Origin of the sequence: Nonomuraea basaltis (assembly GCF_005893125.1) — a bacterium.
GTDB classification, from domain to species: Bacteria; Actinomycetota; Actinomycetes; order Streptosporangiales; family Streptosporangiaceae; genus Nonomuraea; species Nonomuraea basaltis.
On the sequence record NZ_VCJS01000009.1, the window covers coordinates 88,900 to 104,663 of the forward strand.

The window sequence follows — 15,764 nt, forward strand, 5'->3', positions numbered from 1 at the left end:
AGCCGCCCGGAGGTACCTGGGACGTGATCAGACACGACTTTCCCGACGCTCGCACCGTCGCCGAGGTGAGGACGCTGGCGTGGTTGCTGCGGTGGCGGGCCACGCACCAGCCCGAACGTGTCGGATACGTCTTCCTGGCCGACGGCGCCGGAGCCGAGCATCCACTCACCTACGCCGCGCTGGATCGGCGGGCGCGCGCGATCGCGGTCCAGCTCAGGTCGGCCGGCGTCGCCGAGGGTGAGCGGGCGCTGCTGCTCTATCCGCCCGGCGCCGACTTTCTCGCGGCCTTCTTCGGCTGCCTGTACGCCGGCGTGGTGGCGGTCCCCACGTTCCCGCCCGACCCGCTCCGCTTCGACCGGACGCTGCCCCGCCTGCTGACGACCGTGACCGACGCGCGGCCTGCCGTGGTCCTGACCATCGCGGCCCTGCTCCCCCTCGCCGAGAACCTGCCGCAGCGGGCCGCGGCGTTCGGCGGGATGGCCTGGCTCGCGACCGACTCCGCTCCGGAGGAGGAGGCCGGCGAGTGGATCCCGCCGGAGGCGGGTGGCTCGGCGACCGCTGTGCTTCAGTACACCTCGGGCTCCACAGCCGCGCCGAAGGGGGTGATGCTCACCCACGGCAACCTGCTGCACAACTCGCGGCTCATCCACGACTTCTTCGGCACCACGGCCGACAGCCGCGGCATGAGCTGGCTGCCTCCGTATCACGACATGGGCCTCATCGGCGGGCTGCTGCAACCGCTGTTCGCCGGGTTTCCCGTCTGGCTCATGTCCCCGCTCGACTTCCTGCGGCAGCCGTTGAGCTGGCTGGAGGTGCTGTCGCGAAGGGAGGTCACGGTCAGCGGCGGCCCGAACTTCGCCTACGACCTGTGCGTGCGCAAGACGACGCCGCGGCAGCGACAAGAGCTGGACCTGAGCTCCTGGCGCGTGGCCTTCAACGGCGCCGAGCCCGTGCGCCGCTCCACCCTGGAACGCTTCGCCGAGGCATTCGCACCGGCCGGTTTCACGACGGAGTCCTTCTTCCCCTGTTACGGCCTGGCCGAGGCCACGCTCATCGTCAGCGGGAACTTCGCCCCGGCCCAGTCCGGGCACCGGCTGGTCAGCTGCGGTCCTGGCGCCGCAGATCAGCGGATCGTCATCGTCGACCCGTCCACGCGGCACCCGTGCACGCCCGGCGACGTGGGCGAGGTATGGATTCACGGCCCGAGCGTGGCGGACGGCTACTGGAGGCAGCCGGAGGAGAGCCGCGAGGTGTTCCAGGCGCGGATCGCCGACGGCGGCGACGGGCCCTACCTGCGCACCGGCGATCTCGGCTTCTTCCGTGACGGCGAGCTCGTGGTCACCGGGCGGCTCAAGGACCTGATCATCATCCGGGGGCGCAACCACTACCCGCAGGATCTTGAGGCCACCGCCGAGCAGGCCCACCCCGCGTTACGGCCCGGCTGCGCCGCCGCCTTCGTGGTGGAGGAGGAACAGGAGCGGCTGGCGATCGTCATGGAGGTCGTCCGCGAAGCCGGGGAGCTCGACGTCGCCGAGATCGCCCGGGAGATCCGGCACCGCGTCGCCGAGCGGCACGAGGTGCGCGCCGACCTGGTGGTCCTGCTCCCTGCCGGTGGGCTGCCCAAGACCACCAGCGGCAAGGTACGGCGCGGCGAATGCCGCAGGCAGCTCCTGTCCGGCGAACTCGCCGAGCTGGGCCGCGGCGAGAGCGGATCGGACCAGGCGGACGGCACAACGGCCCCCACCCGATCGGCCCTGCTCGCCATGCCCGCCGACCGCCGCGCCGAGACCGTCGCAGGCTACGTGCGCGACATGACCGCCGCCATATGCGGCGTGCGTGCCGACGACATCGCGCCGGACCTGCCCCTGCTCGCCGCCGGGCTGGACTCGCTCGCAGCCCAGCAGCTCAGGCAGCAGGTCGAGACCGAGCTGCAGGTGCGCCTGCCCCTGGCCGACATCCTCAGCGGAGCGAGCCTGGCCGACGTCGCCGCCCAGATCGCCGAGCAGGTGGACGGGCAAGCCGAGCCCCCGCCGCCCGCCGTCACGCCCGCAACGGCGCCGCTGGCCGAGACGCGGCTCACGCCCGGCCAGCGCACGTTGTGGTTCCTGCACCAGCTGGCGCCCGGCAGCACGGCGCACACCACGGTGAGCGCGTTCCGGCTGACCGGCCCGCTCGATCCTGACGCGCTGGAGCGGGCCTTCGACGAGCTCGCCTCCCGGCACCCGGCTCTGCGGGCGAGCTTCACGAGCAGGGACGGCGAGCCGGTCCAGGTGATCCGGCCGGACCTTCGCCACGCGTTCATCCGCTCCGACGCGGCCGGGCTCCACGGCGAGGCGCTCGCGGCGCGCCTGGCGCGCGACGCCCACCGCCCGTTCGGCCTCGGCTCCGGCCCGCTCGTGCGGCTGCACCTGTACCGGCGCGCGGCCGACGAGCATGTTGTGCTGGTCACCGCTCATCACATCGTGACCGACTTCTGGTCCACCATGATCCTCGGCCGCGAGCTCGCGGCGCTGTACGCCGGACAGGCCGGCGGCCCGCCCGCGCGGCTGACCACGCCGGGGGCGGGCGTCGCTGACGTGCTCGCCTGGCAGGACGCGCTGCTCAGCAGCACTGCCGGGCACGAGCTGGAACGCTACTGGCTACGACAGCTCGGCGGCGGCGCTCCCCGCCTGGAGCTCACGCCGGGGAGTCCGGTCAGCACGTCGAGCCGCGGCCAGGCCCGCCATTTCCGTTTCGACGGAGCGCTGGCCCGCAAGCTCAAGCACTGCGCGGCAACGGAGGGCGTGACGCTCCATGTGCTGCTGCTGGCCGGCTACCAGGCGCTGCTGCACCGGCTCACCGGGCAGGACGACATGGTGGTGGGCGCCCCGCTGGCCGCCCGCACCCGTCCCGGCTTCGCCGAGATCGTCGGCTACCTCATGAACCCGGTGATGATCCGGAGCAGGGCCGACGGCTCGCTCACGTTCCGTCACCTGCTGGAGCAGACCAGGAGCCAGGTCATCGGGGCTCTGGAGCATCAGGACCTGCCCAGCGCGCTGCTCGCCGAGCGGCACGCCGCCGCGCGCCGCGGGTTGTTCCAGACGATGTTCGTGTTCAACCAGCCGGCCGCGGCCGACGCTGCGGAGTTCCCCGCAGTCCTCCTCGGCCACGGCGGGGTCCGGCGTCCCTTCGGCGATCTGCTGGCCGAGTCGCTGCCGGTCGAGCCGCGCGAGAGCGCGTTCGACGTCGAGCTGTCGCTGTCCGAGATCGACGGCGCCGTTCACGGCCTGCTCCGGTTCCGGAGCGACGTGCTGGACGGCGCGGCGGCGGAGCGGTTCGTCGAGCGGCTCATGGCTCTGCTCGACGCCGCCGCCACCGACCCCGGCAGGAGGCTCGGCTCGCTGGTGCGCGCCACCGGCGCCGAGCGCGCCCGGGTCCTCGACGAGTGGAACGCCACTGGACGCGCCCTGGACAGCGGCGTGAGCGTGGCGCGGCTGGTCGAGCGACAGGCCCGCCGTACACCCGAGGCGAGCGCCGTCGTGGCGGGCCGCGAGCGCCTGTCCTACCGGGAGCTGGACGAGCGCGCCAACCAGCTCGCGCACCTGCTCCGCACACGGGGCATCGGCCGGGACGACCGGGTCGGTGTGTGCCTGGACCGCGGTCCCGCCGTCGTCGAGGCCGTGCTCGCGGTCCTCAAGGCGGGCGCGGCCTACGTCCCCGTCGATCCGCTCAATCCGCCCGAGCGCGTCGCCGCCGCCTTCGCCGACGCGGGTGTCGGCGCCGTCCTGAGCGAGCGCGGCCTGGCCGGGAAGGTGCCGGACACCGGAGTGCCGGTGATCCTTCTCGACGCGGACCGGGCGACCATCCTGCGCCGGCCCACCACTGCCCCGGCGCAGTCGGCCGGGCCGGACGACGCGGCGTACGTCATCTACACCTCGGGCTCGACGGGAGCGCCGAAGGGCGTGGAGGTGCCGCACCTGGCCCTCGCCAACTACACGCTGCACGCCGCGGAGCTGTACGGCATCGGGCCAGGCGACCGCGTGCTGCAGTTCGCCTCGATCGGGTTCGACGCGAGCGCGGAGGAGATCTATCCCTGCCTCACGCGTGGCGCCTGCCTGGTCCTGCGCACCGATCGCATGCTGGCCGACCCTGGCGAGTTCCTGCGGTCCTGCGCGGCGGCGGAGGTGACCGTGCTCGACCTGCCCACGGCCTTCTGGCACGACCTCGTCCTCGCGCTCGACCGCGGCGCCGCGACGCTGCCCGGCACGATCCGGCTCGTCATCATCGGCGGGGAGAGCGCGCTGCCGGAACGGGTCGCCACCTGGCGGGCGAAGGTCGGCTCCGGGGTGCGGCTGGTCAACACCTACGGGCCCACCGAGGCGACCATCGTCGCGACGACCTGCGAGCTGACCGGCGACGACGCGGGCGCAGGGGCGCCCATCGGCCGTCCCATCTCCAACGCGCGCGCCTACGTGCTCGACGACGCGTGCCAGCCCGTACCCGCCGGCGTGGTGGGCGAGCTGTACCTCGGCGGGGCCGGGCTGGCCCGCGGCTACCTGAACCGCCCGGGCCTGACCGCCGAGCGGTTCGTGGCCGACCCCTTCGGCCCCGCGGGCGGCCGATTGTACCGCACCGGCGACCTGGTGCGGCACCTGCCGGACGGCTCGCTCATCTTCGTCGCGCGCGCCGACCGCCAGGTCAAGCTCAACGGCTACCGGGTCGAGCTGGGGGAGGTCGAGTCGGCGCTGCGCCGCCTCCCCTCCGTCGCCGACGCCGCAGTGGTACGGCACAGCCGTCCCGGGCACCTGCTGGCCTACGTGACGCCGGACGGCGAGGTGGCGAGCACCGCCGAGCAGCTCCGCACGTCCCTGCGCGCCCACCTGCCCGGATACATGGTGCCGGTGCAGTACGTCATGCTGCCCGCGCTTCCCCGGACCGTCAACGGGAAGGTCAGTTACACCGATCTGCCTCCCGCCGACCCGGAGGCCGTGCTGGAGGAGTCCACGGCGCCGGCCGAGTCGCCGCGCACGCCGGAGGAGCACGCGCTGGCGGAGATCTGGCGCGAGGTCCTGGGGCTGCCGGAGATCCACCGGCACGACGACTTCTTCGCGCTGGGCGGCCACTCGCTGCTGGCCACCAAGGTGCTCGCCCGGGTGGGTGACACGCTCGGGCTCGACCTGCCCCTGCGCGCGGTGTTCGAGTCGCCGACCCTGGCCGCCCTCGCAGCTCGCCTTCGCGGGGCCCCGCGGGTCCGGTCGGCGCCCCTGCTGCCCGCCCCGCGCAACCAGCCGCTGCCGCTGTCGTTCGTCCAGGAACGGATCTGGTTCCTGCGGCAGCTGGAGCCGGAGAGCACCAACTACAACGTGCCCCGCGCCCTGCGCCTGCGGGGCAGGGTCGACCTGGAGACGCTCACCCGGGTGCTGGCCGACCTGGAGATCCGGCACGAGATCCTGCGGACGACCTTCCCTGACGTCGACGGTGAGCCGGTGCAGCACGTCCACGAGCCGCGCGGCATCCCAGTGACGCTGGTCGACCAGAGCGGGCTGCCCGAGGACGAGCGCGACGCCTGGGTTCACGAGCACATCCTGACCGCGGGCCAGGAGCCTTTCGAGCTGGAGGAGGGCCCGCTGCTCAGGGTCACGCTCGTGCGCCTGGCGATCGACGAGTACGTGCTGGTCGTCGTGGAGCACCACATGATCCACGACGGGTGGGCGCAGGGCGTGTTCCTGCGTGACTTCCTGGAGCTGTACGAAGCGCACGCCACCGGCCGCGACCCGCGCCTGCCTGAGTTGCCCGTCCAGTACGCCGACTTCGCGGTGTGGCAGCGTGCCACGATCCAGGGCGAGCGGCTGGAGACCCTGCTGGACTTCTGGCGCCGGCGGCTCGACGGCGCGCCGCCCCTGCTGCGGCTGCCGACCGACCGCCCCCGGCCCGAGGTGCTGACCTCAAGCGGCGGCGAGGAGACGCTGGTCATCGACGCCGATCTCGCGCGGGACCTGCGCGAGTTCGGCCGCGAACAGGACGCCACGCTGTTCATGACCATGTTCGCCGCGTTCACGATGTTGCTGTACGGCCGCAGCCGTCAGCAGGACATCGTCGTCGGCAGCGGCATCGCCAACCGGCAGCGGACCGAGCTGGAGAACCTGCTCGGCATGATGATCAACACCGTCCTGCTCCGGGTCGACCTGTCCGGCGACCCGCCGTTCCTGGAGCTGCTGAACCGGGTGCGCGAGACCTGCCTGGAGGCCTACGCGCACCAGGACATGCCGTTCGAGAAGCTGGTCGAGCATCTGCGTCCGGCGCGCAGCCTGAGTCACACGCCGCTGTTCCAGGTGATGTTCAGCTTCCTCGACACGCCGATGCCGACGCTGCGGCTGCCGGAGGTCGGCATCGAGGTGCTGAACGCCCACAACCGCTCGGCCAAGTTCGACCTGAACGCGGTGATCGTCCCCCACATGGGACAGCGCTTCGGCGACGCCGGGCTCGGCGAGAGCATCACGGTGCTGCTGGAGTACAACGCCGACCTGTTCGACGCGGCGAGCGTGCGCGGCCTGCTGGAGCGGTACCAGGCGTTGTTGCGGGCGATCGTCGCGCAGCCGAAACGCTCCGTCGACGACCTGCTGGACCAGACGGGCGCGGTATCGGGTTCTCGATGATCAGGAGGCGCGGCCTCATGGGCGCGATGTCACTACCCGAGGTGTTCACGGAGGTCTGCGCGCGGCAGCCGGAGCGGACGGCGGTGGTCTGCGGCACGCGGAGCCTGACCTACGGCGAGCTGGCCACGGCCGCGCGGAGCCTCGCTGCCGAGCTCGTGCGCCGCGGGGTCGCCCGCGGCGAGCTGGTGGGCCTGCGGGTCAGCCGCTCGGCCGACGTCCCGGTGGCCGTTCTCGGCATCACGCTGGCCGGGGCCGCGTACGTGCCGCTCGATCCGCAGTATCCGGCGGATCGCCTGCGTCTCATGGTGGCCGAGGCCGGGATCAGGTATGTCGTGGGCGAGCCCGGCGAACACCCCGGCATGAACGTCCAGAACCACGTGCCGGTCTGGGATCACGCCCCGGCCCCGGCGGACGGCCTGCCCGCGCTGAACCGCGACGATCTCGCCTACGTGATCTACACCTCCGGCTCCACGGGACGGCCGAAGGGCTGCGTCGTCACGCACGGGAACGTGCTGAGCCTGCTCGACGGCGCGCTGCCGCTGTTCGCCGTCGGGGCCGACGACCGGTGGGCCCTCTTCCACTCGATCAACTTCGACTTCTCGGTGTGGGAGCTGTGGGGCGCGCTGGCCACGGGAGCGGCCGTTATCGTCGTGGACGCCGATACGGCCGTTGACCCTGAGGAGTTCCTGGAGCTGCTGATCCGCGAGCGGGTGAGCGTGCTGAACCAGGTGCCCCCGGTCTTCCGCGTGCTGGCGGAGACGCACGCCGACGCCGGGCGGCCGCCGTTGCCGCTGCGCTATCTGATCTTCGGCGGGGACGCAGTCGACCTCGACGTGACGGCGGCCTTCCTGGCGGCGCTGCCCGAGGGCGCCAGGCCCGTCGCCGTCAACATGTACGGCATCACCGAGACCACGGTGCACGTCACCTTCAAGGAGCTCGATGCGGCGGCCCTGCACGGCTCCAACAGGTCGCCGATCGGCCGTCCGCTGCCCCACCTGGACATCGTGCTGCGCGACGAGTCCGGTGCTGAGGTGCCGGTGGGCGAGGTCGGCGAGATGTGGGTGTCGGGCGGCGGCGTGGCCGTCGGCTATCTGGGCCGGGAGGAGCTGACGGCCGAGCGGTTCGTGACGAGCGGCGGCGTGCGCTTCTACCGGTCGGGGGACCTGGCCCGCCGCCTGCCAGACGGCGAGCTGCAGTACCTCGGCCGCGCCGACCGCCAGGTGAAGTTGCGCGGGATCCGCATCGAACTGGGCGAGATCGAGGCGGTGCTCCGGGGGTGCACCGGCGTGCGGGACGCGGTCGTGCGGCTGGTCACCGACCGGGCCTTGGGCGAGCTGCTGGCCGCGTGCGTGGTGGCCGACGACGGGTTCGACGCCGAGCTGGTGCGGGCGGAATGCGGGCGGGTGCTGCCGTCGCCCATGGTGCCCACCCGGTACGAGCTGCTGCCTGCCATACCGCTGTCCACCACCGGGAAGGTCGATCGGGCGGCGCTGCCGTACGCCTGAACTCGCTTGTGAGCGAGGCGCACGGCAGGCGCGTCACGCCCGGCCGATGGCGATCATCCGCACCTCGGCGGTGTAGCGGGCGCCACTGGCGTCCTTCAGCCAGAGGCGGTCGACGTCCGGCATCATCTCCGCGATCGTGACCGTGCCAGGCCCGGCCTCGGCCGTGCGCCGGATCGACTTGCCGAGCAGGTTCACCAGGGACAGGCTCCGGAAGTCCACGGCCATCGGCTTGCGCTCTGTCGCCACCCGGACGAAGCCCCGCTCCGGGATCCCGTGCTCCGCCCGCCAGCGGCGGGCCTGCGCGTAGCGCAGCCGCTCGTCCTTGACGAAGGCCCAGGCCAGCTTGGCGGCCGGCAACGTCCACGCCTCGCGGCTGGCGACCAAGCTGTCGATGGTGATGCGCGGCCGGTGAGGCGCGCCGCCGAACGGCTGGAACGCGTCGACGACCAGCGAACTCAGCAGGTCGCCCACGGCCTCCAGGAAGGTGTGTTCGCCGCCTCCGGCACGGTGGCGCACGACCAGGTCGTCACCGCGGCGCCCGGCCACCAAGTCCAGCACGGAGACCATGGTGGCGCCGGGCGGCGGCTCGATCGACTCGTTGCCGATGCACAGGTAGGTGTAGCCCGGCAGCATCATCTCGCCGGCCCGCGACATGCGCGTGGTGGCCAGCGGCGAGTCCGCGCGTGGGATGAGCAGCATCCGCTTGTCGAGGTGGCTGGCCAGCGCGGCCTCGCGCAACCGGGCGGGGTCGGGGTGCTGGTTGACGAAGACCTTGTTCTCCAGCGTGTTGCACGCGCAGTGCAGCTCGCCGAGCACGTAGTCGAGCTCGCCGCGGTCCAGGGCGGCCTGGTCGTCGGCGACCAGCATGACGTCCGGAGAGAAGCATCGCGCGCCGCTCCAGCGCGGCGCTCCCGTGGCGAATTCCTGGGCCACGCGACCGGCGATCGCCGCGGCGCTCACCCGGTGCTCCCGCGTCCCGTCGAACGCCTCCAGGGGCAGATCGAGCACCCGCCGCCACTTCTGCCTGTGCTCGGCCACGACCTCGTCGACGATCTCCGATCCCGGCGTCAGCGTGAGCTTGCCGAGCTCCGGCATGACGGAGGTCAGCAACTGCAGGAAGGGCATCTCGCGACTGTCCGTCCTGGACAGCTCCCGGTCGAGCACCTGCCGCGCCCGGGCCTCGTACCGCTCGGCGACCGTGTTGGCCAGCCACCGTGCGCTGTCCAGCAGCAGCCCGAGCGGCGCGGCCAGGCCGTCGGTCACCCGGCGGCCGAGCTGGACCTCGACCTCCCGGACGGTGTCCTCGTAGACCAGCGTGCGTCCCGCGTAGACGCTGCCGGAGCGGCGGGTGGCCGCGCGGCCGGTGATCCGCTCGAAGGTCTCCGCCAGCGCCCGCTGCGCCTCCATCAGCCGCTCGGCGTCACCGGCCGCGGCCGACACGGCGTCGCGCGCGCCGACCAGCTCGTCGAGCGGCGCCCGGGCCTGGGCCCGGACCGCGGTGTCGGCGATCAGGTCGATCCGCTCCGCCAGCGCCCGCTCAGGCCAGGTGTCCAGCGGACCGGCCAGGTCGATCCGCACCGCGCCACGCTCGCGCAGCCGCAACAGGGTGGCCACGGTCGCCGGATCCAGCGGGTCGCCGGCGATGTCCCGCACGGTGCGGCGGCCGTCACACTGCCGCAGCACGCTCACCTCGGCGGCCGCCAACGTCGCCGGCTTCCGGAACGGCAGCCGCAGGACCCCTCCGGTGAGCGTCGCCGACGGCTCCATGCGGGGGCGCAACCACGGCCACACCTCGCGCCTGGCCGCGACCGTCTCGGCGATCGCGTCGATCGCCCACCCCTCGAAGTAGGTGGTACGGCGAGCCAGCAGGCCGGGCCCGGGCACCACCGACACGCCCGTGTCCTCCGGCCCGATCCGCGCCCAGCCGAGGGGGCCGAAGAAGCCGACGGTGTCGTTCTTGAGGCTGTAGCGCTGCAGGTAGCTGGTGATGGTGAGCTCATGACGGCGGCCCTCGCGCAGGCTGCGCGGCTCGCCGCCCGCCACCTTGTCCAGGCAGACCCGGACGACCTGCGGGTTCTGCCAGGCCACGGCCTCGCGGAAGGCGGCGTCGCGCGCCGCCCTGCGCATAACGGCGGTCAGCCGGTCGGCCGCGGCGGCGAAGACCTTCTCGTACTGGTCGCGGGTGGCGGGCACGCCGTCGTCCAGCAGGTCAGCCGCACTGGCGAGCTTGTCGTCACAGATCTCGACGAACCACTCGGCCGGGAATCCCGTGCTGCGCAGGGCGGCGTCGCGCCACACCATCCACCCCGACTCACCCAGCGGCGTATGGTGATCTGTTGCCGGCACCACGGTCATGGTTGGTCACGCTCCAGTCCGGCCGACTCGATTTCGTTCAGCAGCGCTTCGAGGTCCGCCGCGCCGTACGACTCTCCCTGGGTCCTGACGATCAGCTGCGCGAGGTTCTCCACGGTCGGCGAGCCGAAGACCTCCCGCAGCGACAGCTCGATGGTGAACGTCTCCCGGATCCGCGAGGCGAGCTGGGTGGCCAGCAGGGAGAAGCCGCTCAGCTCGAAGAAGGTGTCGTGGATGCCGACCCTGTCGATGCCGAGGAGCTCCTCGAAGATCGTGGTCAGCCTGCTCTCGATCGGCGTGCGCGGGGCCACGTAGTCGTCGATTTGGGCGCTGTCGGCGTCCGGCTCTGGCAGGGCGTCGAGGTCGTAGTCGCCGTCGGGGGTGAGGGGCAGGTCGTCGAGGATGAACAGATGCTCGGGGATCAGCCGGTCGGGCAGCTGGGTCAGCAGGTACTGGCGAACCCGGGCGGTGCCCTGCTCGGGATCGGGACCGGTGAGGTAGCCGAGGAGGATGAGGCGGCCGTCGGCGGCGACATGCTCGGTCACGAGCGCGTCGCGGATCTCGGGGACGTCGCGCAGCGCGGCCAGCGTCTCGATGGGGTCGAGGCTCGGGCTCGTGCCCACGCGGCCGACGAATTCGAGGGTGCCGTCGCTCCAGCGGCGGGCCAGGTCTCCGGTGTGGTGGGAGCCTGAGCACAGTTCGGCGACCTCTCCGACGGCGGCGGGCTGCCCGCCGGGGTGGCGAAGCTCTGCCAAACCGTCGGCCAGGTCGGCGCTGAGGGGAAGGCGCACGGGTGCGGTCAGCCCCTGCCAGTCGTCAGGGACGGGATAGGCGGCGATGGGTCGCCCGTCGCGGCCCACGCGGTAGACGCCGACGGCGTGGCAGCCGGGCGACAGGCGGCGCAGCGCGTCGACGTCGTGGGAGAGCAGGGTGCCGTGGTTGTCGAGGAAGGCGTGCCGCAGCCCAGGGAGCGGGTCGCCGGTGGCGGCGAGGGCTCGCAGGATCGGTGGCGTGAGGTAGGCGACCGTGACGCCGTTGGCGCTTAGCCAGGTGGTGAGCGAGGAGATGTCACCGGCGAAGGAGTGCTCGGGCAGGATCAGCGCCGCCCCCGCGCGGAACGCGCTGGACATCGCCGAGGTCAGGTGAGGGGGCAGGGGTGACAGGACCGCGAACCGGTCGTCGCCGGTCAGGCCGAAGCGCTCGACCGCCCAGTCGCCTCCCGGCTCGGGCGGCGGGTCGCCCGGCCTCGGTTCCGGTTCCACGTCGTCGAACAGCGTGCTCAGATCGATGGTATCGTCGGCGGCCCCGCCGGCCGGGTTCACATCCACCACCGTGGAGACCCCGAGGTAGTGGGCGGGGACCGGGCCGTCCTCCTCGATCACCGAGAAGGTCGCGCCGGCCTTCCCGCAGCCCAGAACCGCGGCCACGAACGCGGCCGTCGGCCTCCGCACGACTCCGAAGTGCTCCATCCGCGCCGCGGACCGCTGCTCCAGGACCTCCGCCACCCGATGGGCGGCGTGGCTGAGCCACCGGTAGCTCCGTGCACCGTCCCGGTCGATCACCGCGACCCGGTCCCGGCCCTGGGCGAAGCCGTCCACCGCGAGATACGGCGCGGCCACGGGCCGATCACCGGTCTCGGTCTCATCCTCGACCGGCTCCAGCGGGTAGTCCAGCAGGCCTCTGGCGGGGTCCTCCACCACCGCGTGGAGGAACACGCGCAGGTGGTCCAGGAGCGTCCGCATCATCGCCGTCTGGTAACGCTCGGCGTTGAACTCGAGGTTGGCCTGGAGCGCGCCGTGCACCTCCTGCGCGGTCAGCGTGAGATCGAACTTGCTGGCCAGCGCGGGCATGTCCACGGGCTCGACCACGACGTCGCTGATCCGCTCGGCCTCCGGGCTGCCGATCACGTTCAGGATCACCTGGAACAGCGGTGTGCGCCGCGGGTCACGCGGCACCTGAAGCTCCTTCACCAGCACGTCGAACGGGGCGTCGGAATGCGCGTAGCCGTCCAGCGAGACCTGGCGCACCCGCGCCAGCAGATCAGCGAAGGTCGGCTCGCCCGACAGGTCCACGCGGAAGGGCAGCGTGTTGACGAAGAACCCGATCAGCTTGTCCGTTCCCTCGTCGGTACGGCTGGCCAGCGGAACCCCGATCACGATGTCCCGCTGGCCGGACCAGCGGCCTAACACCGTGGCCAGGCTCGCCAGCATCACCATGAACGTCGACACGCCGTGCTTGCGGCACATGTCGTGCAGCGCGGCCGTCTCCTCCTCCGACATCGCGAAGAGCACCCGGTCGCCCCGCGCTCCCCTGACCGGCGAGAAGCGCTGGGCGGTCGGCAGGGCGAGCGGGGGCGGCGCGTCCGCCAGGTGCTCCCGCCAGTAGCTCACCTCCCGCTTGAGCGCCTCGCCTGCCAGCGATGCGCGCTGCCACACCGCATAGTCCCGGTACTGGACGGGAAGCTCGGGCAGGCCGGCCTTCTCCACGTCGCCGCCCGCCTCGTACAGCGCCGACAGCTCGCGCACGAACAGGCCGACCGACCAGGCGTCGGAGACGATGTGGTGCATAGTGACGGCGAGCACGTGCTCGGTGTCGCTCAGCTTGACCAGCAGGCACCGGAACAGCGGTCCCTGAGCCAGGTCGAAGGGGGCGGTGGCCTGCTCGTCGGCCAGCCGGCGGGCCTCGCCGTCGCGGTCGCCCCCGGCGGCGGTGAGATCCACGAGGTCCAGCCGCCAGTCCTCGCCGAGATCGTCCACAACCTGGATCGGGCGGCCGTCCACCGTGGGGAAGCGCGTGCGCAGCGTCTCGTGGCGCAGGAGGATCGCGCGGACACTGGCCTCCATGGCTGCGGCGTCGAGCGGGCCGACCAGGCGCCGCCGCCCATGGACGTTGTACGCCGTGCCGGGCCGCAGCTCGTTCTCCAGCCACAGCCGCTCCTGGTCGAAGGAGAGCACCGGGTCGGCGTCCGCGGGCCGCCGCGCGACGACGCGGGATTCTGAGGGCGACCGCGCCGCCACCGCCGAGGCCAGCGCGGCGACCGTGGGTGAGGCGAAGAAGTCCTTCACCGGGATCCGCACACCCAGTGTCTTGCGGATCCGCGCCACCACCTTGGGAGCCAGCAGCGAGTGGCCGCCCAGCTCGAAGAAGTCGTCGAACACGCTCATATCGGAGCGGCCGAGGACGTCGTGCCAGATCGCGACAATGGTCTCCTCGTAGGGTGTGCGCGGCGCCATATGGCGGCTCGACCGTGCGCCGGAGGTTTCCCTCCCGGCACCTGTGTCAGCTTCGGAAGCCCAGGAAGGGTGTGCCATAGTCCGAACGGTACGTGGCCGCTGTGGTCGTGCGGATGTCACACAAAATGGGGATCGCCCGAGGGATAACCAACGCAGCATGGAACGTTCCGTCCACCGATCGGCGCAGCGTGATGGAGGGCAGGAGGGAGCCGCGCTCTGAGCATGAGGGCCGCCTGCCGTACGGGAAAGCTCTACAGCGCCGACGCGGACGAGGCGTCGAGCGACGGCCGGGCCTGGTCGATCACCTTGGCCAGATCCTCGACCACGCTGTTCTCGAACACCACCTCAGGAGGCAGGTCGGTCTGCAGGTCGCGCCGGATGCGCATCCGGCCGCGCGCCGCGAGCAGGGAGTGGCCGCCGAGACCGAAGAAGTCGTCGTGCACGCTGATCGCCTCGACGCGTAGCAGTTCCTCCCACAGCTGGACGAGGTAGCGCTCGGTGTCGGTGCGCGGCGGCTCGTAGGAGCGGCGCCTGCGCGAGCGGTCGTCGGCCACCTCGCGCAGCCGCCCCCAGTCCCGCTTGCCGTGCGGGTCCAGCGGCATCGCGTCCAGGACGATGAACTCGGCCGGCACGTACGGCGAGGGCAGCCGCTCGGTCAGGAAGGCACGCAGCTCCATCGGGGAGAACTCGTCGGCCGTCGGGATGACGAAGGCCACCAGGCGCAGGTCACCGGCCTCCCCCACGGCGGTGATCGCCACCTCCCGCACCTGCGGGTGCTGGTAGAGCGTCCGCTCCACCTCGGCGGGCTCGACCCGGTGCCCGGAGATCTTCACCTGGTTGTCGACACGGCCGAGGTACTCCAGGGCTCCGTCGGCATCCGGGCGCACCCGGTCGCCAGTGGCGTACATCCGGCTGCCGTCCCCGGCGAACGGGTCGGCGACGAACCGCTGCGCGGTGTGCCCGGGCTGCTCCAGGTAGCCTCGCCCGACGGCGGCGCCGCCCACGTACAGCTCCCCCGCCTCGCCGGGCGGCACCTGCGCGAGCCGGTCGTCCAGCACGTACAGGCACGCCGATGCCAGCGGGTAGCCGATCGGCACCCGGGTGCACTGCGCGGGGAGGTCGCGGATCTCCTGGGCGGTGCTGGCCACGGTGGCCTCGGTCGGGCCGTAGAGGTTCAGCAGCTCACCGGTGAAGCCGCCGGCCCGCAGCTCACGGCAGGTGTCAGCCAGCAGGACGTCCCCGCCGGAGCACAACACCCGCAGAGACGCGAAGGCCTCGCGGTCGTGGCGGGCGACGTGGTTGAGCGCGATGGCGGGGGCGAGCATCGCGGTGATGCGGTGGCGCCGGAGCTGGCGCCGCAGGTCGACGCCGATGAGGTCGGCGATCGCCGGTATGACCACCATCTGGGCTCCGCCCGCGATGCTGCGCAGCAGTTCGAAGGTGAAGGTGTCGAAGGACAGGTTCGACGACTGCGCCACCCGGTCCTGCGGGCCCACCGCGGGGATCGCCGTGTCCACCGCGAACGCGATCATCTGCCGGTGCTCCAGGATGACGCCCTTGGGCTGACCGGTCGAGCCCGAGGTGAACAACACGCACGCCGCGCTCTTCTGGTCGATGTGCCGCGCGGGCGCGGGCGCGGGGGCGGAGTCGAGCACGCGCCAGTCCAGCTCCGCGACCTCCACGGGCAGGGGGGCCAAGCGCCGGGCCCTGCCGGGTTCGGTGAGCAGCAGGCGCAACCGGCCGGCGGCGGCCATCTGGTCACGCCGGAGGTTGGGATAGCTGACGTCGATCGGCACGTACGCGGCCCCGGCGCTCAGCACGCCGAGCACCGTCACCACGGCGCCCACTCCGCGCGGCAGGTAGATGCCGATCCGGTCCTCAGCCTGTACCCCGAGCCTGATCAGCTCGTCCGCGACGGCCTCGACGCGGTCGGCCAGCTCCGCGTAGCTGAGCCGGGTCTCGTGGTCGCTGACGGCGGTCAGGTCCGGGTGGGTGCTGACGGTCCTGGCGAACAGCTCGGGAATCGTCGCTACGGACAC

At 72.4% G+C, this 15,764-nt stretch carries 5 protein-coding genes; 2 read left to right on the forward strand and 3 right to left on the reverse strand.

Annotation, left to right across the window (positions count from 1 at the left end; all coding sequences use genetic code 11):
• The first annotated feature begins 23 nt into the window (after window positions 1-23).
• Window positions 24-6,635: a non-ribosomal peptide synthetase gene (locus EJK15_RS06370; protein WP_171074144.1), complete on the forward strand. Its 6,612-nt coding sequence runs from the start codon at window positions 24-26 to the stop codon at window positions 6,633-6,635.
• Window positions 6,632-8,140 carry an amino acid adenylation domain-containing protein gene (locus EJK15_RS06375; protein ID WP_138709423.1) on the forward strand — a complete coding sequence of 503 codons (1,509 nt, stop codon included), beginning with the start codon at window positions 6,632-6,634 and terminating at the stop codon, window positions 8,138-8,140. Before EJK15_RS06370 ends, EJK15_RS06375 begins: the two co-directional genes overlap by 4 nt.
• 33 nt (window positions 8,141-8,173) lie before the next feature.
• Here EJK15_RS06375 and EJK15_RS06380 read toward each other — a convergent pair whose 3' ends face one another.
• From EJK15_RS06380 to EJK15_RS06390, 3 genes are all read right to left on the reverse strand, one after another.
• The gene (locus EJK15_RS06380) at window positions 8,174-10,486 is read right to left on the reverse strand and encodes a lantibiotic dehydratase (RefSeq protein ID WP_171074145.1); all 2,313 of its coding nucleotides are present in this window, start codon (window positions 10,484-10,486) and stop codon (window positions 8,174-8,176) included.
• A 5-nt stretch (window positions 10,487-10,491) separates the two neighbouring features.
• Complete coding sequence (locus EJK15_RS06385) at window positions 10,492-13,725, reverse strand: condensation domain-containing protein (protein ID WP_171074146.1); 3,234 nt, start codon at window positions 13,723-13,725, stop codon at window positions 10,492-10,494.
• 251 nt (window positions 13,726-13,976) lie between these two features.
• Window positions 13,977-15,764, reverse strand: a complete 1,788-nt coding sequence (locus EJK15_RS06390) for a non-ribosomal peptide synthetase (protein WP_206060688.1) — start codon at window positions 15,762-15,764, stop codon at window positions 13,977-13,979.

Bases quoted from the DNA above. Each gene is read 5' to 3' on its own strand.
- EJK15_RS06375 (WP_138709423.1), top strand. From the start codon at position 6,632: ATGATCAGGAGGCGCGGCCTCATGGGCGCGATGTCACTACCCGAGGTG.
- EJK15_RS06385 (WP_171074146.1), bottom strand. From the start codon at position 13,725: ATGGCGCCGCGCACACCCTACGAGGAGACCATTGTCGCGATCTGGCAC.